This window comes from Pseudomonas sp. 1152_12, assembly GCF_052850675.1.
Window position 1 is genome coordinate 93929 of sequence record NZ_VXCW01000013.1, and the last position, 23337, is coordinate 117265.

The window sequence follows — 23337 nt, forward strand, 5'->3', positions numbered from 1 at the left end:
TGCACCGCCTATAATTCAGTTTTCCGGGTATCCTTGCCTCCCCTGTCACTGGAACGACTTCGCGCCATGTCCCAACTCACCTCGCTGCAGACCAAAGTCGCCGGCCAGATCCTTACCGCCATCGCCAATGGCGACCTGCAACCCGGTATGCACCTCAAAGAAGTCGAACTGGCCCAGCGCCTGGGTGTATCGCGCTCGCCGATCCGCAGTGCGCTGTCGTACCTGGCCGAACAGAAAGCCATCGAGCCGTTGGCGCAACAGGGCTTTCGCGTGCCCCTGAACGCTGGCGCTGGCCTGGCGCAACAGGTCAGTGAGTTGCACAACGAAGAGGACCAGTTCTACACGCGACTGATCGACGACCGCTTGAACCAGGTGCTGCCCGACCAGATCTCCGAGAGCGATTTGCTGCGCCGCTACGGCGTCGGCAAAAGTGTGCTGCGCCGGTGCTTGCTGCGCCTGTCCGACGAAGGTGTGATGCAGCGCAAACACGGGCATGGCTGGCAGTTTTTGCCGACGCTGAACAGCCCGCAAACGCGCTTTGAGAGCTACCGCTTTCGCATGCTGCTGGAACCGGCTGGGTTGTTGGAGCCGACGTTCAAGATCAGCCCTGAGCAATTCCGCCGCTGCCGTGAGCGGCAAATGGAACTGCTGGAGGGCAAGGTTGATGGGCAGCGTTTTATCGAGTGCAACGCGGAGTTCCATGAACTGCTGGCGGCGGCGTCCGGTAATGGCTATATCTTGCAGGCGATCCAGCAGCAGAACCGGTTGCGTCGGTTGACCGAGTTCCACACGGTGAGCAATGTGGAGCGGGTCAGGGTTTCGTGCCAGGAGCACCTGGCGATTCTGGATGCCTTGGAGCAAGGCGATAATGAGTGGGCCTCGACGTTGTTGCATCGGCACTTGGATGTGGCGAGTAAGTTGCGGGTGGCGCGGAATAAGGGATGATGCGTTTTTGGCGTTCTGATTGGGGGCATATCCGTTGCTGCGGTGATGGCCGCTCCCACATTCTGACCGTGGTGTGTCAGCCCAATATGGGTGGGTTTGCCGGCCATCAACGCAGGCAAGCCAGCGCCCACAGTTAGCCCTGGCACACCCCTCCCAGAACACGGTCATCACCAAAGCGCCACGGTATAACCGACGATCACGCGGTTTTCATTCGTGTCACGCTGATAATTGGCCTTGCTCAACGCGTTGCGCCACCGCAACGAAATCCCTTTCAGCGCCCCGGTCTGAAACACATACCCCACGTCAATATCCCGCTCCCACTCACGCCCCTCCCCCGCAAACCCCCTCACCTGCGCCTGATCCCCTTTGGCCCAACGCGTAGAAAACGTCAGCCCCGGCACCCCCAACGCTGTAAAGTCAAAGTCATACCGCGCATGCCAGACCCGCTCATTGGTCTGCGAAAAATTGCTCAACTGGTACTCGGAAAACAGATACGTATTGGTCCCGTTCACATAGGTGAACGGTGTCGCCCCGTACTGCTCCTGATAACCCCCGCCAAAGCTGTGCCCCTTGTAGCTGAACATCGCTCGCGTACTCAGCGCACGGTTATCCACCTTGCCCGCCAACCCCGACCCCGACTTGTCCGCATCGAAATAACGGATATCCGTCTTGAGCGTGCCGCCACCCAGCGCAAAGCTGTTCTTCACCCCAACAAAGTGCTGCTGGTAGATATCCTCCAACTGCGCAAAGTGATAACTGAGGGTCATACCCGGCGTGAGCTTGTAATCGCCGCCGACAAAGCGCAAACGATCACTCTTGGCAGTGCTCTTGTAGGCCCCGCTCTGGCTGGTCAGCCCCATATCTTCGTATTCGGTGGACTCTCGCTGCTTGGTCTGGTCGATCTGCCCGCCAATCAACGCAAGCCCGGCGATGTCTGTGGAGGTCGCTTGGGTGCCGCGGAAGGTCTGCGGGAACAGCCGGCTGGTGTTGGGCTGCAAAATCGGCAAGTCCGGCAGCAGGTAGCCGCTGCGCAACTCGCTCTGGGCAACACGCACTTTGCCGGTCACGCCGTACTTGGAGTACTCGTCATGCGCGCGCTTGGAGTAACTCGGCTTGCCCGGCGTGGCGTCGTTATCCCGCGACAACAAACCGGAGCCCGAGCGATCCGGGCTGGAGTCGAGTTTCACGCCGAGCATCCCGACCACATCTACACCAAACCCGACAGTGCCTTCGGTAAAGCCTGACTTGAGGTTGAGGATAAAACCCTGAGCCCATTCCTCACGCTTGGATTGCCCCGCACCTTCGCGGTAGTCGCGGTTGAAGTAGTAGTTCTTCAGGCCCAGGTCTGCCTTGCCGTCCTTGAGGAATTCAGCCTGGGCCGGGGCGCACAGCAGGCCCCCGCTCATGAGGCCGACGCCCTTCAAGATCAGGTTTAGGTTGTTGTTATGCATGTTCTTGGCTCCTGGCAGTCGTTATCGGTAAGTAGGTCTTATTGTTTTTTGGGTACGACATTCCCCATCACGCAGGTTAAAAAGGCCTGCGCGCTGGGTGAAATCAGGGGGTTAAATAGCCGGTCGTATTCGGTAGCCGCCGTCCGGCAGTTGCTTCAAGGGGCTGGCGGCGGCCAGCAATTGGCGGGTGTACGGGTGCTGCGGGTGATCGAAAATCTGCTCACGTGCGCCCACTTCCACCACCTGGCCCTGGTGCATCACCGCCACCCGATGGGCGATGCGCTCCACCGCCGCCAAGTCATGGGAGATGAACAGGCAGGCAAAGCCGTACTGCGCCTGCAAACGCTCGAACAGTTCGAGGATCTGTTTCTGGATGGTCATGTCCAGCGCCGAAATCGGCTCATCGGCGATCACCAATTGCGGATGACGCACCAGGGCTCGGCCGATTGCCACGCGCTGGCGCTGCCCGCCGGATAACTGATGGGGAAAGCGTTCAACGAACTGCTCATCCAGGCCAACATCCTGCAAGGTTTGGGTGACCCGCTCACGGCGCTCGGCGGCATTCAGGCCGGGTTCGTGGCGTAACGGCTCGGCAAGGATTTCGCCGATTTTCATCCGTGGGTTCAGGGATGAATACGGGTCCTGGAAGATCATCTGGCATTGCAGCCGATGGGCACGGTTGGCGGCCTTGAGAATGTCCACGCCCTTGAAGCGGATCGCCCCGGCGCAGGGTTTGATCAGCCCTACCAGCGAGCGGCCCAGCGTGGTCTTGCCCGAACCGCTGCCACCGACCAGCGCCAGGGTTTCACCCGGGGCAATCACCAAACTGGCCGAATGCACCACGCGGTTGAACTGGCGCCTACCCCAAAATGAAGTCGGCCCGGGATGTTCGATGCACACGCGATCAACCTCCACTAACGGCCCGTTGCTGGCCGGCAACGCCGCTAACGCGCCACGCCTTGGCAACGCTTCGAGCAGTTGGCGGGTGTACTCGGCCTTGGGTGCCAGCAGGACGTCGTCGGTGCTGCCCTGCTCCACCGCCTGGCCGCGGCGCATCACCACCACTTTGTGCGCATAACGAGCGACCAGCGACAGGTCATGGCTGATAAACAGGATGGCCGTGCCCTGCTCGCGAGTCAGCTCCAGCATCAGCTCGATCACGTCCAGTTGCGCCAGGCAGTCCAGCGCGGTGGTGGGTTCGTCGGCGATCAACAGCGCCGGGCGCAGCAGCATCACTGAAGCCAGCATGATGCGCTGGCGCATGCCGCCAGAGAACTGGTGCGGATAGGACTCCAGGCAACGCTCGGCTGCTTGGATGCCGATGCGGCGCAGCATGGTCAAGCAACGTTCGCGGATCTGCGCAGCGTCAAGATCGGTGTGCAGCCTGAGCGCTTCGCTCATCTGTTGGCCGATTTTCAAGGCCGGGTTGAGTGACACCATCGGCTCCTGGAACACCATGCCGATACTCGCACCGCGAATCGCCCGCAGTTCCTCGGTGCTGACACTGGCCAGGTCGCGCCCCTGGAAGTCCAGGCGCCCGCCACACACTTGCATGGGCAACGGCAGCAAACCAATGGCGGCGCGGGCGGCCATGGTCTTGCCGCTGCCGGACTCACCCACCAGCGCCACAATCTCCCCCGGCGCGATGCTGAAACTCAGGTCATCCACCGCTAACGGGCCGTCTTCACCCACACGGATCTTGAGGTTTTGTACATTCAACAACACAGGAGTGGCGGGCATGTTCACTTCCTCATCCGGGGGTCAAGACGATCACGCAGGGCGTCGCCAAACAGGTTGATCGCCAATAACGCCAGGCAGATAAACAGCCCAGGGAACACCCCCAGCCAAGGTGCCGAGGCGATGTATGGCCGGCTGCTGGCAAGCATGTTGCCCCAGGTGGCGGCCGGCGGCGGCACGCCAAGGCCAAGGAAGCTCAGCGCGCTTTCGGAGAGCAGCGCCCAGCCGAACATGCTGGTGGCCAGCACGCATAACGGCGCCAGGCAATTGGGGGCGATGTGCCGCAGCATGGTGTACAGCTCCGAATTACCGATCACCCGCGAGGCCTCGATGTACTCAAGCTCACGCAGGGACAACACGGTGCCGCGCACCACGCGCACCACCGACGGCGTGTAGGCGATGCCCAAGGCCAAGACGATGCCGTACTTACTGGCGCCGATGATTGCCATGATGCCCAGCGCCATGAGGATGCCGGGAAACGCCAGCAGCGCATCGTTGAACATCATCAGCACGCGGTCGGTCCAGCCGCGCAAGTAACCGGCGAGCATGCCGATCAAGGTGCCCGCCAGCACGGCGACGCTCACCGAAAGCAAACTCACCCACAGGCTGGTGCGCGCACCGATCAACAGACGGCTGAACACATCGCGGCCGAATTCGTCGGTGCCCAGCCAGTGGCTGGCCGAGGGCGCCTGGAAGCGCGACATCAGGTCGATCTTCAGCGGGTCGAACGGCGACCACACCCACCCCATCAACGCCAAGGCAATCAACGCCACCAGCAGCCCGCCACCAATCAAGGCGTTGGCTGGCGCCCACACGCGCCGACGCTTGACCCCTACGGGCACGGCAATAGTTGAACTCATAACTTCACCCTTGGATCGAACAGCGGATAGAGCAGATCCACACACAGGTTGACCAGCACGTAGACAAAGGTGATCAGCAGCAGGCAGCCCTGCAGCACTGGGTAATCACGGGCGAAAATCGCATCCACCATCAAGCGGCCAATACCGGGCAAGGTAAACACGGTTTCCAGCACGGCGATGCCGCCCAGCAGGTTGCCGAGGATCAACCCCACCAATGTCCAGGTCGGGGCGAAGGCGTTTGGCAAGGCGTGTTTCCACAACACCGTACGCTCCGACAAGCCTTTGGCCCGGGCGTGGGCGATGTATTCCAGGCGTAGCACTTCGATGGTGCTGGCCCGCGCCATGCGCGTAATCGCACCGACTTCGACCAACGTCAGGGTCACCACCGGCAGCACCATGTAGCTGATCGCTTGCCAAGGCGCCTGGGCAAAACTCACGTAGCCCACCACCGGCAACCAGCCCAGCTGGATGCCGAACGCATGCAGCAACAGCAGGCCGAGCCAGAAACTGGGGATCGACAGCAGCAACGTGGCGACGGACACCAGGCCAAGGTCGAGCGCGCTGTTTTGTTTCCACGCGGCGATCAAACCAATCGGCACCGCGATCAGCGTGGCGAACAACACCGCCACCAACACGATGGTCGCGCTGACGCTGAAGCGGTCGAGAATCAGCGGTAAAACCGCCTGCTTGGTGCTGATCGAAAACCCCAGGTCGAAGCTCAACACCGCCTTGAACCAGATCAGGAACTGGGTGACCAGCGAGTGATCCAGGCCCAGGGTATGGCGCATATCAGCGAGGCTTTGCGGGTCGGCCATGTCGCCGAGCATCAGCAGCGCCGGGTCGCCCGGGATCAGGCGAATCAGCGCGAACACCATCACCGAGATCAGCAGCAGCGTGGGAATCGCCATGCCGAGTTTTTGCAGAATAAAACGCAACATGCTCAGGCCTCGTTATTGCGCTGCGAGGCTGACGCCCCACAACCGTGGCGAAGACACCGGCCAAGAATGGAAGCCCTGCACGCTGTCACGCAGCGCTGCGGCGACCGTGCCGTTGTAGATGATCACCATGGGGGTGTCGTGGATCATCATCGTGTGCAGTTGGTTAAACAGCGCCTGACGCTTGGCCGTATCGCTCTCGCGCACCGCGTCACGCAATACCGCCTGGGCCTGGGGGTTGTCCCAGACCTTGCGCGGTTCCTTGCTCTTGTCGCCCATCAGCGAATCAAAGCTGGTGGCCGGGTCCAGGCGCGAGGAATAAGAGAACGCCATCATCTGGTAATTGCCGCTCTGGTAGCGCTCCAGCTGTGTGCCCCACTCCAGGGTTTCCATCTGGATATTCAAGCCGCTGGTCACCGCCATCGCCTGGCTGAGCAGGCCCATGTCGAACATCTGCGAATAGCGTTTGTTGACGATCATCTTGATCGGCTGGCCGTGGTAACCGGCCTCTTTCAATAGGCGCCGGGCTTCTTGCGGGTCATAGCTATAGCCGTGCTTGGCGGTGGCGCTGTAGAAGGGGCTGGTTTGCGCGATGGCCGAATTATTCGGCTCGGAGGTGCCATTGGTCAGCGCGTTGACCATCTGCCCGTAATCCAGGGAGTGGGCAATGGCCTTGCGAATACGCACGTCCTTGAGCAACGGGTCGTTGGTCTGAAACAGCAACCCACAGATAGCCATGATCGGGCTGAACGAAATCTGCACGCCCGGCGTGGCTTTCAGCTCCTGGGCATCGCTGGCGCTGACGTTGGGCAGCAGGTCGATATTGTTGGACATCAACGCCGCCTTGGCCGAGGACGGGTCGGGAATCACCATAAAGCGCACCCCGTCGACCAGCGCCTGCTTCTTACCCGTGAAGCCATCCGGCCCGGCTTCGTCACGTGGGCTGTAGTCGTTGAAGCGCGACAGCGCCACGTATTGCCCAGGTTTCCATTCGGTAAGGCTGAACGGGCCAGTGCCGACAGGGGCTTTCCAGCTACCATCGGCGGCCAGCGAATCGGGGTGCAGGATGCCGCTGCCCCCGCAATCGGGGCGCGCCATCGAGGCGAGGAACAGGCCGCTGGGCTGGTCCAGGTGAAACACCACGGTGAGCGGGTCCGGCGTGTCGATGGCGGTAATTTTCGCCCCGCCACGCCCATCGAATTCGGCCAGGCAGCGCCATTGGCTCTTGGGGTTGAGGTAGCGCTCCCAGGTCCACTTCACATCACTTGCAGTCAAGGTCGCGCCGTTCTGGAAGTGCACGCCTTCGCGCAATGTGAAGGTGTAGGTCATACCGTCATCGGAGCGTTGCACCTCGCGGGCCAGCAACGGGCCGACGGAAGCATCCTCGCGGTGGGCCACCAGGCCTTCGACGATGTGCAGCATCACGGTGTCGGTGTTTTCGTCACGGTTGACGCCCGGCTCGGTGCTGCGGATGTCGGCATTCAAGCCAACGCGTAAGGTGGTCTGGGCCTGCACGAGGCCGGCGCCCAGTGCGAGGGTGGCGCACAGCGTGCCATTGAGTAAGCGATTCACGGGAGATGTTCTCCTTCGCTGAGAAAACCGGCCTGAGGCAGGAGCCGGCTTCAAGCCTGTATGAGGTCGTTGTTGTTATGGCCTGAATGGGATCAGTGCCGCAGGTGTTTTTTGTTTTTTTAAATTCGCCGGGACATATTCACAGCATGCGCGAAGCTTGTAAATGTTTTTTTGTGCACATAAAAACACTGCAGAAACCAATACCGCCGTCACCAAGGAAACTCCGAACAAGTCCTCAGATGTGCTGAAATACACCTTCACCACCTGACCCGAGCCACGCATGAGCCTGTCCCTGCGCCAGGGCACTATCGTCGATACCACGATTATTCATGCTCCCAGCTCAACCAAGAACGAGGACGGCAAGCGTTATCCTGAGATGCATCAGTCCCAAAAAGGTAACCCACACTACTTGGGAATGAAGGCCCATATCGGCGCCTATGTGGAGTCAGGGCGGGTTCACCACGCCCACGGCACAGCCGCGAGTGTTGCCAACGCAACCCAAGTCGCTGAGCTGCTACATGGCGAGGAAAACGCGGGGAGCTGGGCTCAAAAGCCCGACGAAGCAGTGCGGACGGGCCTTTCTGCGCTAAGCAACGCTGAAAGTCGTTTTCGTTTCGACTAACAGCACGCTCACCGCCAGTTGATCGGAGTTTCCCTAATGGTTTTCCAAGCAACAAAAAAGAGGCCGAAGCCTCTTTGGGAGATGAAACCAACGCGCGCCCGCAAGCCCTCGGGTTAAGACCTAGCGACAGTGATAAGGGCTTTCGCTCGTGAGTTCTTCACCCGTGTCCAGGTCACGGATGGTGACCGTGCCCTTCGGGTTATTCATGCAGAACGCATTGCGGATAGAGTAAATGCCCCGGCCTTGGGTCGTGAACTCCATCTTGACCGGAGCGCCCGTGGCGTCGACGGCCGTGACCTTGTAGTTACCCGACATCGTCAGGCAACCGCCCAAAGTCAGCACTACGACAGCACACACGACACACTTGAACGAAGAGAACGTGCTCATTTCGCATCCTTGTGAAATTCAGGGCCGCAGCGGCCGATGAACCTAGGAGCCGCCTTGCCCACTTAAGTTCAACATCGCATTTAATGCAGCGCCGCTCGCGTGATCAGGTAACTCACCAATTGCGGATCATCCTCCAGCTCGATCGTCTGCGCCGGGCGCGGCAGGTCGTCCAGTACTGCACGCCAGAATGCCTGGGACACTTCGTCCTGATCGTAAAAGCGCACCAGCCAATTGGCCTCTCCACTGCTCAATACCTGAGTGGCGATGGCACGGCCGATGCCTTTGCGGCGGTAGCGTTTGAGAATGAACAGGTCGGCCAACTCGAGGGCGTCGATGCCCGGTATTTCGCTGCCTTCAATCAGCAGGAAGCCGGCGATATAGCCATCCACCAGCAGCAGGTTGGCGCTCCATTGCGGGTCTTGCCAGTAGCGGCTCAGGTGTTCGTCATGGATGTAGAAACGGCCGTCCACCTCGACATCTTCCTGCTCCCAGTCCGAGGACTCATAGGCGTAGTACTGGTAAAGATTGCGGATCAGCTCAGATGCATCGGGGCCGGTCTGGATCAATTCGACGGTGGTTTCAGGCATGGGGCTCTCGGTCAAAAATGCAGGCCACCATTGTTCACAAAAGGTTAGCGCAGGCCAATACATTGCATAACCTTTCTATTTGCTGAACCGATTGCGGATTTGTCTGGGGCGGACCAAAATCCTGAAACATTTAGAATAAACTTTGTCCAACCCGCTGTTTTCTCAAGCCTCTTTTTCAAGGACATGTACTTTGACCAACGTCTGTTCCGCCGGTCTGGATGTGGGCTTTGCCTCCCTGGACTACCTGCAGATCTTCATCCTGGGCGTGATCCAGGGCATTACCGAATTGTTACCTGTATCGTCCACGGCGCACATGCGCGTGGTGCCCGCCCTGCTCGGCTGGCAAGACCCGGGCTCGGCCTTTTCGGCGGCGATGCAGTTGGCGGCACTGGCGGCCGTGGTCAGTTATTTCTGGCGCGATGTGCGCCAGGTCACCACCGGCAGCATCAGCGCAGTGCGCCGGCGCGACTACAACGACCGCTGGTTCAAGCTGGCCGTGGCGATTGTGTTGGCAACTATTCCGATTGGGATTGCCGGCCTGGCGCTGTCTTCGACCTTAAATACCTGCAACTCGCCGTTGCGCGGCCTGATGGTGATCGGCATTTCCTGCGTGGTGATGGCGGTGCTACTCGCAGTCGCCGAGCTGCGTGCACGCCACACCCGCGACATGAGCCAGATGCGCCTGCGCGATGCACTAATTGTCGGCATCGCGCAGATTGGCGCGCTGATTCCCGGTGTGTCGCGTTCCGGCTCCACCCTGACCGCCGCGCTGTTCCTCAACTTCAAGCGGGAAGAAGCCGCGCGCTTTTCCTTCCTGCTGGGCCTGCCCGCCATCGCCCTCGCCGGATTGAAAGAGTTGTGGGTGCTGCTGCACGCCGACCTGCCCGCCCACGCCTGGTCGCACTTGATCTTTGGCCTGGCGGTCGCCAGCGTCTCGGCGTTCTTCGCGATCTGGGGCCTGATGAAGTTCCTGGAGCGGTTCTCCACCTGGCCGTTCGTGATCTACCGCGCGCTGCTGGGGATCTTCTTGATCGTGGCGGTCAGCGCCGGGCTGTTGAGTTAAAGCGCATTGAGCTAGTACCGTGGGCCTGCGGTGACAGATTGACACCCGCGCCAGACGGCGGCGGCGCAGGGGCAATTGCAGAGCGTCGATGCGCTTGATCCTCTGCGGCACTGGGTGCATCCCGCCGCAGAGCGTAACCTCGGAGCATCGCTAACGCACCCGACACTCAACCAGCAACCCGCCCTCTTCGCGCACGCGGCTCTCAATCACTACCGGCAGGAAACGCTGGATCACCGTCATGTTGCTGTGCAAATGCTCGCTCATGTGCGGCGTGGTAAAGCGGCCGCCGCCTGCCAACGCCATCGGCAACAGCAACTGATCCGCCAGGTGCTCGCCCACCGCCGTGTCAGTGCCTTGCCACTCTAGCGCCTGATCGATAGCTCCATCGGCCACACTCTCGGCACGCACACTCGCCATGCCAAACGCGCTGAACACCTCGGTGACGTGCGTGTACGCATACTCCAGCATCAGCACATTGCCCGGCCCCTGCTGCGGGTCGATCTCAACGGGGAATAACTGTGCCTCGGTGAAGCCCAGACGCTGGCGGACGCGTTTGAACTCACGCTCGCTCACTTGGGCAGGCAGCCCGGCATTCAGGGTGATGGCGCGTCTTTCCAGCAACGTGCCGCGCTGCATCAGCTGCAACGGCAGCAACGGCGATGGCTGGATAAACGCCTCAATCTCACCGCCGCCAGCCGGGACGAAACCATGCCGGTTCAGGTTCAATTCGACACGCGCGCCCATGCGCCGCAACAGCGGCAGCCAGGCCCGCTGCAAAAAGTCCACCGGCGGCGCCAGCGGGTTATGGGTGCCGCCGCTGATCATCACGCGGCTGGCGTTCGGTGCGCGCAACAGCGCCGGTAACAACGTCTGCAACACCAGGGTGCAGCTACCGGCCGTGCCAATGGCAAAGCGGTAGTCACCGCCTTGAATCGGCCCGGGCTCGAACAGCAGGGTTTGCGACCCCAGTTCAGCGCCTTGCACCGTGGCGCCACACACCTGGGCGGCGGCCAGCACCGCAGTCAGGTGTTGGCGCATCAAGCCGGGCCGGCTGCGTTTGGCGCGGATGTTTTTGATGCGCAACGTCAGCCCGGTCACCATTGCCAGGCTCAAGCCACTGCGCAACACCTGGCCACCGCCGATGGCGCCGTCGAGTTCAATCACGTCCTGTTTCATGTTCATCCTTATGCGTAGCGTTTGACGGTGTCCCGCAGGTACTGGTCCAGCCGTTGTGAGTCTGCTTGCGTGCGTGGCAATACCGGCACGCTGCGTTCCAGTTCGCGCAGGATAAATTCATGCAGCGCTGGGCGCCGTGGGCCATAAGCGGCTTCACCGGCATTGCGCTTGAGAGCGAGCAGCGTTGCCACTTCGTCGAGCAGTTGCGGGTCATCCACTGTGCCAAGCAGATCAGCGAAGGTCATCGGCGGTCGCCCCAGGCCCAGATCGATCCAACGCACCGCCAGCAATGGCCGCAGTACATAGAAGTACTTCTTGAACCGCACCTCGTCGCCTTGCAGGTAACCGCGAAAATTCTTCTTGGCCATCGACAAATAATGATTACGCGCCGCCGGCGGGCTGTAGAACGCTTCAGCCAAAGCCCGTAGTTGCGCCGTCGCCTGGGTTTCCTGGCGATACACCAGTGGCGAATCCAGCCACTCCAGCAACGTGGGGTTGGACTTGCGTAACAGGCCCAAGGTCTTACGCAGCTCCCAACCGCTGACATCCAGCTCGTCGTCCAGCGGGCGCTCGATCACGTCCCGCGGCGTATCCACCTGCATAAACCAATCGGGTTTCTCCACGTAGACAAAGCGCACGTCGTAGTCGCTGTCGGTAGAGGCAAACCCCCAGGCCCGGCTGCCCGACTCACAGGCATACAACACGGTCACGTTGCGCTCGCGCTCTATGCGTGCCAACTCATCCAGCACTCGCGCACGCATGGCGTCGCTCAATGGGTGGCGTTGTTCCTTTTCCATCGTTGTTCCCCTGTTAACCTTTTACGCACACTACCTGACGCAAGGTGTGCAGCACTTCCACCAGCTCGCGCTGGGCATGCATAACGTTGTCGATGTCCTTGTAGGCCATCGGAATTTCATCAATCACATCGGCGTCCTTGCGGCACTCCACATGGGCCGTGGCACGAATCTGGTCAGCCACGGTGAAGGTATTCTTCGCCTTGGTGCGGCTCATGATGCGGCCAGCGCCATGGCTGCATGAGCAGAACGATTCTTCGTTGCCCAGGCCGCGCACGATGAAGCTTTTCGCGCCCATGGAACCCGGAATAATCCCCAGCTCGCCCTTCTTCGCCGACACAGCGCCCTTGCGCGTCACCAGAATTTCCGCTCCAAAGTGCCGCTCTTTTTGCACGTAGTTGTGATGGCAGTTCACCGCTTCCAGCGCCACTTCAAACGGCTTGCTGATGACTTGGCGTGTGGCCTGGACCACCGCGCGCATCATCAACTCGCGGTTTTGGCGGGCAAAATCCTGGGCCCACCCCACGGCTTGCACGTAGTCATCGAAGTGCTGGCTGCCTTCTTCGAAATAGGCCAGGTCGCGGTCCGGCAAGTTGGCCAGGTGCTGACGCATATCTGCCTGAGCCAACTGGATAAACAAGTTACCGATGGCGTTGCCCACGCCGCGCGAACCACTGTGCAACATGAACCAGACACGGTTGGCTTCATCCAGGCACACCTCAACAAAGTGGTTACCGGTGCCGAGCGTGCCCAAATGCTGACGGTTGTTGCTGCGCTCCAGCTGCGGGTACTTATCAGTGATCGCCTTGAACCTGGGGTGCAGCGTCGCCCAGACCTGATCAGCCTGGGCAGGCACGTCTTCCCAAGCACCTTTGTCGCGACCTTTACGGCTACGCGTGCGGCCATGGGGCACGGCGGCTTCGATGGCACAGCGCAACCCGTGGAGGTTGTCCGGCAAGTCGCTGGCGGTCAGCGTCGTACGCGCGGCAATCATGCCGCAGCCGATGTCCAAGCCCACCGCCGCCGGGATAATCGCGCCCACCGTGGGGATCACACTGCCGATGGTGGAGCCCTTGCCCAGATGCACGTCCGGCATCACCGCGAGGTGCTTGAAGATAAACGGCATCTTGGCGGTGTTCATCAGTTGCTGACGGGCTTCAGGTTCCACGGGCACGCCCTCGGTCCAAAGTTTGATCGGCTTGCCGTTGGCCACTTCCAGCAGTTGGTAGGTCTTCTCTTGCATCGTCTCGATTCTTTTTTGAAAGCCGTCACTGCGGCGTTGGTTGAGCTAAAGCAGCAGGCGTGCCGGTTTTTTTACGAACCCACTGAAAATTCATATCTGTTTGTTTTATATCGTTATTTAAGAATACCCAGCGTTAAATATCGAAAAGCGGTGACAAGCTCACCGGCTAATTTATATCCTGGTATATCGTCATTTATATTTTGGTCTAGCTATGCAACGCAAGCGCACCGTCGCCATCGGGTTTATTGGGTCCAAGCTGGATCGCGTCGGCAAGGGCGCCAACCGCTGGAACTACTGGCGCCCCAGCGTCGGCCTGTGCCAGCAAGCGGATGTGCTGATTGATCGCCTGGAGCTGATCCACGACGTCGATGCCCGCGACGTCAGCCTCGCCGAACGGGTGCGCGCCGACATCCTGCAGATTTCCCCGCACACCGAGGTACGCCTGCACGCCATGCCGCTGCAAAACCCCTGGGACTTCGAGGAGGTCTACGCCGCGCTGCACGACTTCACCACCGACTATGCCTTCAATACCGAACACGAGGACTACCTCGTGCACATCACCACGGGCACCCACGTCGCGCAGATCTGCTGGTTCCTGCTGACCGAAGCGCGCAACCTGCCCGCGCGCCTGATCCAGACCGCGCCAGCGCGCCGCAGAGACGAAACCGCGCCAGCGAGCGGCACCCACACACTGATCGACCTCGACCTGTCGCGCTACGACCGCATCGCCTCGCGCTTTGCCGAAAAACGTCTGGAAGGCCTGGCGTTTCTCAAGTCGGGGATTGCCACCCGCAATAGCGCCTTCAACGGTTCCATCGAGCAGATCGAGCGCGTGGCCGTGCGCTCCAAGGCGCCAATGCTGCTGATCGGCCCCACCGGTGCGGGCAAGTCATTCCTCGCCCGGCGCCTCTACGAGCTCAAGCGCAGCCGCCACCAAATCCAGGGCCGCTTTGTTGAAGTGAACTGCGCCACCCTGCGCGGCGATGGTGCGATGTCGGCGCTGTTCGGCCACATCAAAGGCGCCTTCACCGGCGCGCAAAATGCCCGCGACGGCCTGCTGCGCGCGGCGGATGGCGGCATGCTGTTTCTCGATGAAATCGGCGAGCTGGGGCTGGATGAGCAGGCGATGCTGCTCAAGGCCATCGAAGAGAAACGGTTCTACCCACTGGGCGCCGACCAGGAAGTGGCCAGTGATTTCCTGATCATTGCTGGCACCCACCGCGACCTGCGCGAGCGTGTGGCCCAAGGGCTGTTTCGCGAAGACCTCTACGCGCGTATCAATCTATGGACCTTTGACCTGCCCGGCCTGGCGGGCCGACGTGAAGATATCGAACCCAATATCGACTTCGAACTGGAGCGCCACGCCCGCGAGCAAGGTCGTCGCGTGCGCTTCAACCTGGAGGCGCGACGCCGTTACTTGGCGTTCGCCTGCTCCAGCGAAGCAGCCTGGCTGGGTAACTTCCGTGAGCTATCTGCCTCGATCACGCGCATGGCCACCCTCGCCGACAGCGGGCGTATTGATGAGGCCCAGGTTGAAGAGGAAATCCAACGTTTGCGTTACGCCTGGGGCTTGTCTGCGCCACAGGCTAAGTGGCAAGCCTTGCTGCCTGCGGATCTGGACTTGTTTGACCAACTGCAACTGAAGGCGGTGATTGAGGTGTGCTTACAAGCAGATAGCTTGTCCGATGCTGGCCGCCGATTGTTCGGCGTATCACGCCAGGCCAAGGCCCAACCAAATGACGCGGACCGATTGCGCAAGTACTTGGCGCGGTTTGCAATTGATTGGAAGCAGTTGGCAGCGCTCAAGTAAAGCTGGGGGGGGGTGGGGGGCGTATCCGTTATTTGGGTGATAGCTGATAGTGGTTCCGCCCTTACCGCAGCAACGGCTATGTACTCCCCCCCAACACGCCCCGTCAGTCCAAGTCACTCGCATCATGCCGTTCGCGCAACTGCTCCGAAGCCTCCCCGGAAATCCGGTTAACCCGCCGCCCACGCTGCACCGCTGGCCTGGCTTCAATCGCATCCGCCCAACGCAGCACATGCTTATATTCATGCACCGACAGAAACTCCGCCGACGCCCCATATAAACGACCTTTGACCAACCCACCATACCAAGGCCAAATCGCTATATCGGCAATGGTGTACTCATCCCCGGCGATGTACTCACTCACCGCCAAGCGTTGATCCAACACATCCAACTGACGCTTAGTCTCCATGGCAAACCGATTAATCGGATACTCCATCTTGCTCGGCGCATATGCATAAAAATGCCCAAAGCCGCCGCCCAAGTAAGGCGCGCTGCCCATCTGCCAGAACAACCACGACAAACACTCCGCACGCGCCGCAGGTTCGGTGGGGAAGAACACCGCAAACTTCTCTGCCAGGTACTGCAAAATCGCACCCGACTCAAACACGCGAATCGGCGTATCACCACTGCGATCCAGCAACGCAGGGATCTTCGAGTTCGGGTTCACCGCCACAAACCCGCTACCAAACTGATCACCGTCACCGATCTTGATCAACCAAGCATCGTACTCAGCACCGACATGCCCCAGGGCCAACAGCTCTTCGAGCAAAATGGTGACCTTCTGCCCATTGGGCGTGGCCAGGGAATACAGTTGCAGCGGGTGCTTGCCCAGCGGCAAATCCTGCTCATGCGTTGCGCCTGCTATAGGCCGGTTGATGCTGGCGAAAGTACCGCCGCTTTCAGTGTCCCAGGTCCAAACTTTCGGGGGTACGTACTCGGTCATGCTGACTTCTCCTTGGTTTCAATTAATAGGGTTCGACGCAGCCAATGGGGCCACGTCCCATCCGCCGCCCAGCACTTTAATCAGGGTCACATTGGCGCTCAATTGCCGGGTTTGCAATTGCCACATACTACGCTTGGCTTTCAGCGCCGCCACTTGGGCAGCCACCCCATCCAGGTAGGCCACGGCGCGCTGGCGATAACGCGCGGTCGACCGGCCATCGGCGTATTGCGCCGCAACGCAGGAAGATGGCTTGCTCACAGCGCTGGTAGACGCCACCATTCGTGGTCCCGGCAGGGCCCTTTTGACCCATCACGACAGTGAAAATGATTCGCGCGCGCCGCTTTACTGAGTGGCTACTGACCCATTTACAGGCAGAACCACCATGAGCGACCGCCTTGAAGACATCCTCGCCGACCACCTGCACGTGGTGTTCTGCGGCATCAACCCAGGCAAAGGCTCCGCCGCGCTCGGCCAGCACTTTGCCAATCGCAGCAATCGCTTCTGGCGCACGTTGCATTTGGCCGGTTTTACGCCCCACGAGATTCGCCCGGAAGATGGCCACACACTGTTGCAGTATCACTGCGGGCTAACCACGCTGGTGGAACGGCCGACGGCCAGCGCAGGGGAAGTGGCGCAGCATGAATTCAAGGACGCGTCGATGGCGCTTGAACAGAAAATCCGCCGTTGCCAGCCACGCTTCATAGCGTTTCTCGGCAAAGTCGGCTACAGCACGTTGTCCGGCCAACGGCACATTGAGTGGGGGCCGCAAGCGCAGTTATTTGCTGGCGCGTCGGTATGGGTGCTGCCCAACCCCAGCGGGCGCAACCTGGCGTTCAGCCTGGAGCAACTCGTGCAGGCCTATCAACCACTGCGCGAGGCCATTGCGCAGGCCGCCCCGCCCCCCTTAATCTCGTGAGCCCAACACCGTAGAGCAATGGAGGCTTCATGAAACTAGTCGGCATGCTGGACTCGCCTTACGTGCGTCGCGTGGCAATTTCCCTGGAGCTGCATGGGGTGCAATTCGTGCACGAGCCACTCTCGGTGTTCAGCACCTACGCTGAGTTCGCCCAGATCAACCCGGTGGTCAAGGCGCCCACGCTGGTGCTGGATGATGGAACGGTGCTGATGGATTCCAGCCTGATCCTGGATTACCTCGAAACCCTGGCGCCCACCGATAAGAAACTTCTGCCACACACCCCTGACGCCCGCGCTCAGCACCTGCAAGTGCTCGGGCTGGCCCTGGCGGCCTGTGAGAAGACCGTACAGATCGTCTACGAGCACCACCTGCGCCCCGCGGAAAAACAGCATGAACCGTGGCTCGAGCGGGTGACCGAACAGTTGCTGGCCGCGTATTCGCTGCTGGAAAAACACCTGGCCCAGGCTACCGGCGACTACCTGAATCAGGCCGCGCTGACGGCGGCCGTGACTTGGTCGTTTACCCAACTCAAGCTGCCGACGCTGCTCAACGCTGATGCGTTTCCCAACCTGCAACGCCACGCCCGCCAGCTGGAACAGCACCCAGCCTTCAAGCAGTACCCCATCGAGTAACGGGCCTAGACCCAGCCGCCATCCACAATAAAGTTCTGCGCCGAACACATCGCCGACACGTCGGAGGCGAGAAACAACGCCATGTTGGCGATGTGTTCCGGCAACACACTGCCTGGCAGGCACTGGCTGCGGCTGATCAGTTCTTTAGCCGCGTCGTCCACCCACATCGCCAGCTGTTTTTCCGTCATGACCCAGCCGGGCACCAAGGTGTTGACCCGGATACCACTGGGGCCCAATTCTCGCGCCAGCGCGCGGGTCATGCCATGGGCCGCCGCCTTGCTGGCTGCGTACACCGGATAGCCAGCGGAGGCCATCATCCAGCCGACCGAGCCCAAGTTGATGATCGCCCCACCGCCGGCGCTTTTCATCATCGGCACCACCGCCTTGGCAGCAAAGAAGGCGTGTTTAAGGTTGACCGCGATCAACCTGTCGAACATTTGCGAATCGACTTCGTCCAGACTGTGACGCACATCGTTGGCCGCGTTATTGACCAGCACGGTGATCGGCCCCAGCGACTGTTCAAACCGCGCTATCGCCGCTTTGTAGGCGATCTCATCGGTGATGTCACAGCACACGAACTCGACGGGGTGCCCCTGAGCACGCAACAGTGCCTCCAGCCGCTCGCCCTGGCTTTGCGCGCGGTCCACGAAGGCCACCTTGGCGCCCTGCGCGGCGAAAGCACGCACCATGAATTCGCCAATGCCCGAGGCCCCTCCGGAAATCAATACGACCTTACCCTTGAGGTCGGGATAAACCGCCTGCTCAGTACTCATATAACGACTGCCTCGCTCAATTAGTCTTATTTTATTTTACGCAACCGCTGTCAAAGGCTATAAATCCGCTGTCACCTCGACGAAATATCGCACATTAGTAGAACTATTCCACTCAAAACAACAAAAGGAAGTTCGACCATGAAGCACCCTCGACACCTGCTTTCGGGCCTCGCCCTGTCCATGCTGATTGCCAGCGGCGGCGCCCAAGCCGCAGGGCTTACCAGCGAGCACAAGCCTTTCGGCACAACCAACGACGGCACCGCCGTCGAGCAGTACATTTTGCGCAACAGCCATGGCATGCAAGCCACGGTAATCACCTACGGCGGCGTTTTGCAGTCGCTGAAAGTGCCGGATAAAAACGGCAAGGTCGATGACGTGGTGCTCGGTTTCGACGACGTTCAGGGCTACCAGAGTGGCACGGCGTTTTTCGGGGCGACCATCGGGCGTTTCGGCAATCGCCTCGCCGGCGGAACCTTCGAACTGGACGGCAAACGCTACCAAGTGCCGCTCAACGACGGTCCCAACTCGCTGCATGGCGGCGCGCAGGGGTTCGACAAACACGTGTGGCACGCCGAGCCGATCAAGGGCAAGGATTCGGTCGGCGTGAAGCTGAGCTACCTGTCCAAGGACGGTGAAATGGGCTTCCCCGGCAATCTGAAGACCGAGGTCACCTACCGCCTCAACGATAAAAACGAACTGCACATCGACTACACGGCCACCACCGATAAACCCACGGTGCTAAACCTCACCAACCACAGCTACTTCAACCTTGCCGGCGCGGGCAATGGCGACATCCTCAAGCAAGTGGCGACCTTGCACGCCAGCCACTACACGCCGGTGAACGCCACCTTGATTCCCACCGGCGAATTAGCTCCGGTCAAAGGCACACCGATGGATTTCCTCAAACCTACGCCTATCGGCCAGCACCTCAAGGACGACCACCCGCAGCTCAAGTTCGCCGAGCCAAAGCAAGGCGGGTTTGACTTCAACTGGGCACTGGATACCAAAGGCGATATCAAGCAACTTGCCGCCGATATACACGACCCGGCGTCCGGTCGACGTTTGCAGCTCTACACCTCCGAGCCTGGCGTGCAGTTCTATACCAGCAACTTCCTGGATGGTACGGTCAAGGGTAAAGCGGGCAAAACCTATGCACACTGGAGCGCGTTCACCCTAGAAACCCAGCACTTCCCGGACGCGCCAAACCAGCCCACCTTTGCCTCGACCCGCTTGAACCCAGGGCAAACCTACACTCAGAACACCGTGTTCAAATTCTCCGCCGACTAATGGCTGGAAGGGGGCGTGCTCCCAATGGCCGTGTGGCAGTCAAAGCCTCTGCCGACTGACACCCCGCCATCGAGAGCAAGCGCCTTCACACCTCTTGATCCCCTCAGTTCCAGAGGCCGATTTTTTCCAGTTCCTGCTTGAAGTTTTCGCGGGTGATCAGCGTCACTTCATCCATGGCGGTGTACTTCGGTGGTTCCTTGCCGGTGGTGACCCAGTCGAACATCATCTTCGCGGTGTTGTAGCCTTCGATGTGCGGGCTGGGCAGCATCGAGCCGAAGAAGCCGCTATTGGCTTTCTTCAGTTCGCCAATTGCGTCGGTGCCATTAATGCCGATGCCGATCACATTGGTGGCGGCAAACCCGGCCGTTTCGGTAGCGCGCACGCCGCCGAGCACGGTGTTGTCGTTCATGCCGCCGATAATCAGGTTCTTGGCTCCGCTGGGCAGTTTGACCAAAGCCGAGTTGGTGGCGTCCATGCTGCCGGGTACATCGAGGGTCTTGGCGGCGGTGAACAGGATGTGATCCTTGGGGAAGCCCGCGTCTTCGAGGGATTTGACCGAACCGTCGGTGCGCTTTTTACCGGTATCGAGTTCGTTGAAGGTGTTGATCACCGCATAGGTGTCCTTCCAGTCCCAGCCGCGTTTTTTCGCTTCAGCCGCCATCGCGGCACCCTGCTTCTGGCCGACTTCAAACGCCGCCATGCCCAGGTACGGCACGTCCTCCATGAAGTCGCCCTTGGCATCGACGAAGCGATCATCCACTGCAATCACTTTCAGGCCGTTCGCCTTGGCCTTAGCAACGATGGCAGGCCCGAGGGACACGTCCGGCGGACAGATCACAAACCCCTTGGCGCCGTTGGCGGCGAGGCTGTCAATGGCCGACAGGGTTTTCTCGCCATCCGGCACTGCGATCTTGATCACCTTAAAGCCATGCTCCTTGCCGGCTTTTTCGGCAAAGGCCCATTCGGTCTGGAACCACGGCTCTTCAGCCTGCTTGACCAGAAAACCGATCTTCACTTCTTCAGCGGCCAGCAACAGGCCGCTCAAGCTCAGGGCCGACACCGCCACAGCGGCGCAGCACAGGGAACGTAAACCACGACGACGATTCATACAGGTGACTCCTTGTTGTTGTTTTTGAATGTCAGGATTTAACCGGCAAAGCGGTGACAGGGTTTGCCTGGCACGTCGACCTCGATGGCCAATACCGCGCCATCCAAAGGGTGATCCAAGGGGCTGGCGGCACTAGTGATATAGAGCGTGGTGAGATTCGGACCACCGAAGACACAACTGGTGGGGCGGCTGACGGGCAGTTCAATGACGCGGTCCACTGCACCGTCCGGCGTCAGGCGCAGCAGGCAACTGCCGTCCCAACGCGCGTTCCAGATATAGCCTTGGCTGTCCATCGCCGAGCCGTCCGGCCCACCGCGCGCATGCGGGCCAAACCAGACTTGCGCCGGGGCGAGTTGGCCGCCGTCCTGGATCACGTGCCGATAAAGCGTGCCGTCCATGCTGTCGCCGAAATGCACCTGGGTGCCGTCCTCGCTCCACAGCAGGGTGTTGGGAATGCCCAGGCCCTGCAGCAACGGCGTGACCTGCGCATCGGCATCAATGCGAAACAGGCCACCGGCACGTTGCGTCATCGGCAGGTCTTCACCCTGCTCGCCAATGTTGTTCTGCATGGTGCCCAGCCACAGGCGGCCCTGGGCATCGCAGCGCGCTTCATTGCCACGGTTGCCGGGTTGCGGGTCGGCCACGCACAGCAGGGTCAGGGCTTCGGTTTCCAGGTCCAGCCGATACACACCACTGCTCAGCGTGACCAACGCACCGCCACTTTCACAGGGGATAAAAGCCGAGACGTGCTCGGACAACTGCCATATCTGCAAGTGCCCATCCATCAGGCGCAGCGCCTGTTTGCCGACGATATTGACCCAGTACAGCGCCTGGGTGGGCACGTCCCAGAACGGGCCTTCGCCCAACTGTGCACGGTGCGCAGTGACTGCGGTACACGACATAAAACCTCCTGGCTTTTACAGCGGCTCGCGCGATGGCGTGCCATCCACCAGCCGCTGGATACGCAATGGATTAGCGTTTTTCAACGCGTCGGGCAGCAGGCTATCAGGGTAATTCTGCAAGCACACGGGGCGCAGAAAACGGTCGATGGCCAGGGTGCCGACCGAGGTGCCTCGTGCATCCGAAGTGGCGGGGTATGGCCCGCCGTGAACCATCGAGTCGCACACTTCAACGCCGGTTGGGTAGCCATTGAGCAGGATGCGGCCGACCTTATGTTCCAGCAACGGCGTCAGTTCGGTGAACTGCTCAAAATCGGCCGGCTCACCAATAATGGTTGCCGTCAGTTGACCGTGCAAGCCGTGCAGAGCGCTGCTGAGTTGAGCAGCGTCGGCCACTTCGACGAATACCGTGGTCGGGCCGAACACTTCCTCTTGCAGTACTTCATCGCCGTCGATCAACAGTCTGGCGTCGGCTTTGAACAGCTGCGGCTGCGCCTGATTTCCCGCTGGGGCGCTGCCCGCCAGATGCTCGATACCTGGGTGTGCGAGCAGCTTTTCCAAGCCTTTGGCATAGCTGCTCAGGGTGCCGGCGTTGAGCATGGTTTGCGCCGGTTGATCGCCGACCAATCGGGCCACCTGCTGGGTGAATGCAGTGAACTGCGGCGAAGCGATACCGATCACCAAACCGGGGTTGGTGCAAAACTGGCCACAGCCCTGCACCACCGAGGCGGTCAGGTCTCGGGCTATCGTTTCGGCTCGCGCGTGTAGCGCCTGGGGCAATACGATCACCGGGTTAATGCTCGACATCTCGGCAAACACCGGGATCGGCTGCGGGCGTGCCGCCGCCATGTCGCATAAGGCGCGGCCACCCTTGAGCGAGCCGGTAAAGCCGACGGCCTGGATCGCCGGGTGCTTGACCAGCGCCTCACCGACGCCGCCACCGAAGATCATATTAAACACGCCCGCCGGCATCTCGGTCGCCACGGCCGCCCGCAGGATTGCATCGGCGACCTGCTCAGCCGTAGCCATATGCCCGCTGTGGGCCTTGAACACCACCGGGCAACCTGCCGCCAGCGCGGCTGCGGTGTCGCCACCGGCGGTAGAAAATGCCAGGGGGAAGTTGCTCGCGCCAAACACCGCCACCGGGCCAAGGCCGATGCGGTATTGGCGCAGGTCCGGGCGTGGCAACGGTTGGCGCTCGGGCAACCCTTTGTCGATGCGCGCGCCGTAGAAATCACCGCGCCGCAGCACTGTTGCGAACAGGCGCATCTGGCCGCTGGTACGTCCGCGCTCGCCTTTTATACGTGCAGCGGGCAACGCGGTTTCGCGGCAAACCAGTGCGACGAAATCATCCCCCAGCGCGTCCAGCTCATCGGCCACCGCATCCAGGAACTGCGCGCGGCGCGACGCACTCAGCATGCGATAAGACGGGTAAGCCGCAGCGGCGGCCTTGGCGGCGGCATCGACTTCTTCGGGCGTGGCCTGATAGAAGTCCTGGGGCAACGCTTCGCCTGTACTGGCGTCAATACTTTTGAGCGTGACGCTGCCCTTGGCGCTGCGTTGGCCACCGATGTAGTTGTGGCCGAGAAACGGGGTCATG

22 protein-coding genes and 2 pseudogenes are annotated in these 23337 nt (G+C 60.7%); 8 read left to right on the forward strand and 16 right to left on the reverse strand.

The window, feature by feature from the left end:
• The first annotated feature begins 66 nt into the window (after positions 1-66).
• Positions 67-945: an FCD domain-containing protein gene (locus FW764_RS22750; protein ID WP_446435815.1), complete on the forward strand. Its 879-nt coding sequence runs from the start codon at positions 67-69 to the stop codon at positions 943-945.
• A 167-nt stretch (positions 946-1112) separates the two neighbouring features.
• On the opposite strand, the gene FW764_RS22755 is transcribed toward FW764_RS22750, so the two are convergent.
• The 5 genes from FW764_RS22755 to FW764_RS22775 form a co-directional block, all read right to left on the reverse strand.
• Positions 1113-2396: an OprD family porin gene (locus tag FW764_RS22755; protein ID WP_446435816.1), complete on the reverse strand. Its 1284-nt coding sequence runs from the start codon at positions 2394-2396 to the stop codon at positions 1113-1115.
• Between the two features lie 111 nt (positions 2397-2507).
• Positions 2508-4136, reverse strand: coding sequence for an ABC transporter ATP-binding protein (locus tag FW764_RS22760; RefSeq protein ID WP_446435817.1), 1629 nt, complete (start codon positions 4134-4136; stop codon positions 2508-2510).
• A gap of 2 nt (positions 4137-4138) precedes the next feature.
• The gene (locus tag FW764_RS22765; protein ID WP_446435818.1) at positions 4139-4993 is read right to left on the reverse strand and encodes an ABC transporter permease; all 855 of its coding nucleotides are present in this window, start codon (positions 4991-4993) and stop codon (positions 4139-4141) included.
• Positions 4990-5931, reverse strand: coding sequence for an ABC transporter permease (locus FW764_RS22770; RefSeq protein WP_446435819.1), 942 nt, complete (start codon positions 5929-5931; stop codon positions 4990-4992). The genes FW764_RS22765 and FW764_RS22770 overlap by 4 nt, the downstream gene beginning before the upstream one ends.
• Before the next feature lie 12 nt (positions 5932-5943).
• Positions 5944-7476 (reverse strand): ABC transporter substrate-binding protein, encoded by a 1533-nt coding sequence (locus FW764_RS22775; RefSeq protein ID WP_446435876.1) that lies wholly within the window; start codon positions 7474-7476, stop codon positions 5944-5946.
• A gap of 310 nt (positions 7477-7786) precedes the next feature.
• Here FW764_RS22775 and FW764_RS22780 point away from each other — a divergent pair.
• A pseudogene (locus FW764_RS22780) lies at positions 7787-8032 on the forward strand (transposase); the annotation flags it as partial.
• Positions 8033-8242: 210 nt separating this feature from the next.
• On the opposite strand, the gene FW764_RS22785 reads toward FW764_RS22780, so the two are convergent.
• Both FW764_RS22785 and FW764_RS22790 read right to left on the reverse strand, forming a co-directional pair.
• Positions 8243-8509: a hypothetical protein gene (locus FW764_RS22785; RefSeq protein WP_446435820.1), complete on the reverse strand. Its 267-nt coding sequence runs from the start codon at positions 8507-8509 to the stop codon at positions 8243-8245.
• Positions 8510-8589: 80 nt separating this feature from the next.
• Positions 8590-9096, reverse strand: a complete 507-nt coding sequence (locus tag FW764_RS22790; RefSeq protein ID WP_446435821.1) for a GNAT family N-acetyltransferase — start codon at positions 9094-9096, stop codon at positions 8590-8592.
• 190 nt (positions 9097-9286) lie between these two features.
• Here FW764_RS22790 and FW764_RS22795 point away from each other — a divergent pair, with 190 nt between their 5' ends.
• Positions 9287-10159: an undecaprenyl-diphosphate phosphatase gene (locus tag FW764_RS22795; RefSeq protein ID WP_446435822.1), complete on the forward strand. Its 873-nt coding sequence runs from the start codon at positions 9287-9289 to the stop codon at positions 10157-10159.
• Positions 10160-10309: 150 nt separating this feature from the next.
• Here FW764_RS22795 and rtcA read toward each other — a convergent pair whose 3' ends face one another.
• Genes rtcA through FW764_RS22810 form a run of 3 tightly spaced genes read right to left on the reverse strand, consistent with a single transcriptional unit; the run spans position 10310 to position 13372 of the window.
• Entirely contained in the window at positions 10310-11335 is a 1026-nt protein-coding gene (rtcA, locus tag FW764_RS22800; RefSeq protein ID WP_446435823.1) for an RNA 3'-terminal phosphate cyclase, read from the reverse strand.
• A gap of 8 nt (positions 11336-11343) precedes the next feature.
• Positions 11344-12132: a nucleotidyltransferase domain-containing protein gene (locus FW764_RS22805; protein ID WP_446435824.1), complete on the reverse strand. Its 789-nt coding sequence runs from the start codon at positions 12130-12132 to the stop codon at positions 11344-11346.
• A gap of 13 nt (positions 12133-12145) precedes the next feature.
• Positions 12146-13372 (reverse strand): RtcB family protein, encoded by a 1227-nt coding sequence (locus tag FW764_RS22810; RefSeq protein WP_446435825.1) that lies wholly within the window; start codon positions 13370-13372, stop codon positions 12146-12148.
• Positions 13373-13583: 211 nt separating this feature from the next.
• On the opposite strand from FW764_RS22810, the gene rtcR reads away from it, so the two are divergent.
• Entirely contained in the window at positions 13584-15182 is a 1599-nt protein-coding gene (gene rtcR, locus FW764_RS22815; RefSeq protein ID WP_446435826.1) for an RNA repair transcriptional activator RtcR, read from the forward strand.
• A 103-nt stretch (positions 15183-15285) separates the two neighbouring features.
• On the opposite strand, the gene yghU is transcribed toward rtcR, so the two are convergent.
• Together yghU and FW764_RS22825 are read right to left on the reverse strand one after the other, a co-directional pair.
• Positions 15286-16122 carry a glutathione-dependent disulfide-bond oxidoreductase gene (gene yghU / locus FW764_RS22820; RefSeq protein WP_446435827.1) on the reverse strand — a complete coding sequence of 279 codons (837 nt, stop codon included), beginning with the start codon at positions 16120-16122 and terminating at the stop codon, positions 15286-15288.
• An 18-nt stretch (positions 16123-16140) separates the two neighbouring features.
• Positions 16141-16401 (reverse strand): hypothetical protein, encoded by a 261-nt coding sequence (locus tag FW764_RS22825; RefSeq protein WP_446435828.1) that lies wholly within the window; start codon positions 16399-16401, stop codon positions 16141-16143.
• Between FW764_RS22825 and FW764_RS22830 the strand changes: the two are divergent.
• From FW764_RS22830 to FW764_RS22840, 3 genes and pseudogenes are all read left to right on the forward strand, one after another.
• Positions 16361-16508, forward strand: a pseudogene (locus FW764_RS22830) (LysR family transcriptional regulator); the annotation flags it as partial. The gene FW764_RS22825 and the pseudogene FW764_RS22830 overlap by 41 nt on opposite strands.
• Positions 16505-17038, forward strand: coding sequence for a G/U mismatch-specific DNA glycosylase (gene mug, locus FW764_RS22835; protein ID WP_446435829.1), 534 nt, complete (start codon positions 16505-16507; stop codon positions 17036-17038). The pseudogene FW764_RS22830 and the gene mug, both read left to right, overlap by 4 nt.
• 29 nt (positions 17039-17067) lie before the next feature.
• Positions 17068-17670 carry a glutathione S-transferase family protein gene (locus FW764_RS22840; protein WP_446435830.1) on the forward strand — a complete coding sequence of 201 codons (603 nt, stop codon included), beginning with the start codon at positions 17068-17070 and terminating at the stop codon, positions 17668-17670.
• Between the two features lie 5 nt (positions 17671-17675).
• On the opposite strand, the gene FW764_RS22845 is transcribed toward FW764_RS22840, so the two are convergent.
• Positions 17676-18443: an SDR family NAD(P)-dependent oxidoreductase gene (locus FW764_RS22845; RefSeq protein ID WP_446435831.1), complete on the reverse strand. Its 768-nt coding sequence runs from the start codon at positions 18441-18443 to the stop codon at positions 17676-17678.
• A 138-nt stretch (positions 18444-18581) separates the two neighbouring features.
• Here FW764_RS22845 and FW764_RS22850 point away from each other — a divergent pair, with 138 nt between their 5' ends.
• Positions 18582-19730 carry an aldose epimerase family protein gene (locus tag FW764_RS22850; protein WP_446435832.1) on the forward strand — a complete coding sequence of 383 codons (1149 nt, stop codon included), beginning with the start codon at positions 18582-18584 and terminating at the stop codon, positions 19728-19730.
• 103 nt (positions 19731-19833) lie between these two features.
• On the opposite strand, the gene FW764_RS22855 is transcribed toward FW764_RS22850, so the two are convergent.
• Genes FW764_RS22855 through FW764_RS22865 form a run of 3 tightly spaced genes read right to left on the reverse strand, consistent with a single transcriptional unit; the run spans position 19834 to position 23336 of the window.
• Positions 19834-20838 carry a substrate-binding domain-containing protein gene (locus FW764_RS22855; protein ID WP_446435833.1) on the reverse strand — a complete coding sequence of 335 codons (1005 nt, stop codon included), beginning with the start codon at positions 20836-20838 and terminating at the stop codon, positions 19834-19836.
• A 38-nt stretch (positions 20839-20876) separates the two neighbouring features.
• Positions 20877-21740 carry an SMP-30/gluconolactonase/LRE family protein gene (locus FW764_RS22860; protein ID WP_446435834.1) on the reverse strand — a complete coding sequence of 288 codons (864 nt, stop codon included), beginning with the start codon at positions 21738-21740 and terminating at the stop codon, positions 20877-20879.
• Positions 21741-21755: 15 nt separating this feature from the next.
• Positions 21756-23336: an aldehyde dehydrogenase (NADP(+)) gene (locus tag FW764_RS22865; RefSeq protein WP_446435835.1), complete on the reverse strand. Its 1581-nt coding sequence runs from the start codon at positions 23334-23336 to the stop codon at positions 21756-21758.
• Position 23337: the final 1 nt, after the last annotated feature.

Excerpts from the sequence above, each read along its gene's own strand:
- FW764_RS22750 (WP_446435815.1), top strand. The coding sequence starts at position 67 with ATGTCCCAACTCACCTCGCTGCAGACCAAAGTCGCCGGCCAGATCCTT.
- FW764_RS22755 (WP_446435816.1), bottom strand. The coding sequence starts at position 2,396 with ATGCATAACAACAACCTAAACCTGATCTTGAAGGGCGTCGGCCTCATG.
- FW764_RS22760 (WP_446435817.1), bottom strand. The coding sequence starts at position 4,136 with ATGCCCGCCACTCCTGTGTTGTTGAATGTACAAAACCTCAAGATCCGT.
- FW764_RS22765 (WP_446435818.1), bottom strand. The coding sequence starts at position 4,993 with ATGAGTTCAACTATTGCCGTGCCCGTAGGGGTCAAGCGTCGGCGCGTG.
- FW764_RS22770 (WP_446435819.1), bottom strand. The coding sequence starts at position 5,931 with ATGTTGCGTTTTATTCTGCAAAAACTCGGCATGGCGATTCCCACGCTG.
- FW764_RS22785 (WP_446435820.1), bottom strand. The coding sequence starts at position 8,509 with ATGAGCACGTTCTCTTCGTTCAAGTGTGTCGTGTGTGCTGTCGTAGTG.
- FW764_RS22790 (WP_446435821.1), bottom strand. The coding sequence starts at position 9,096 with ATGCCTGAAACCACCGTCGAATTGATCCAGACCGGCCCCGATGCATCT.
- rtcA (WP_446435823.1), bottom strand. The coding sequence starts at position 11,335 with ATGAAACAGGACGTGATTGAACTCGACGGCGCCATCGGCGGTGGCCAG.
- FW764_RS22805 (WP_446435824.1), bottom strand. The coding sequence starts at position 12,132 with ATGGAAAAGGAACAACGCCACCCATTGAGCGACGCCATGCGTGCGCGA.
- FW764_RS22810 (WP_446435825.1), bottom strand. The coding sequence starts at position 13,372 with ATGCAAGAGAAGACCTACCAACTGCTGGAAGTGGCCAACGGCAAGCCG.
- rtcR (WP_446435826.1), top strand. The coding sequence starts at position 13,584 with ATGCAACGCAAGCGCACCGTCGCCATCGGGTTTATTGGGTCCAAGCTG.
- yghU (WP_446435827.1), bottom strand. The coding sequence starts at position 16,122 with ATGACCGAGTACGTACCCCCGAAAGTTTGGACCTGGGACACTGAAAGC.
- FW764_RS22825 (WP_446435828.1), bottom strand. The coding sequence starts at position 16,401 with ATGGTGGCGTCTACCAGCGCTGTGAGCAAGCCATCTTCCTGCGTTGCG.
- mug (WP_446435829.1), top strand. The coding sequence starts at position 16,505 with ATGAGCGACCGCCTTGAAGACATCCTCGCCGACCACCTGCACGTGGTG.
- FW764_RS22840 (WP_446435830.1), top strand. The coding sequence starts at position 17,068 with ATGAAACTAGTCGGCATGCTGGACTCGCCTTACGTGCGTCGCGTGGCA.
- FW764_RS22845 (WP_446435831.1), bottom strand. The coding sequence starts at position 18,443 with ATGAGTACTGAGCAGGCGGTTTATCCCGACCTCAAGGGTAAGGTCGTA.
- FW764_RS22850 (WP_446435832.1), top strand. The coding sequence starts at position 18,582 with ATGAAGCACCCTCGACACCTGCTTTCGGGCCTCGCCCTGTCCATGCTG.
- FW764_RS22855 (WP_446435833.1), bottom strand. The coding sequence starts at position 20,838 with ATGAATCGTCGTCGTGGTTTACGTTCCCTGTGCTGCGCCGCTGTGGCG.
- FW764_RS22860 (WP_446435834.1), bottom strand. The coding sequence starts at position 21,740 with ATGTCGTGTACCGCAGTCACTGCGCACCGTGCACAGTTGGGCGAAGGC.
- FW764_RS22865 (WP_446435835.1), bottom strand. The coding sequence starts at position 23,336 with ATGACCCCGTTTCTCGGCCACAACTACATCGGTGGCCAACGCAGCGCC.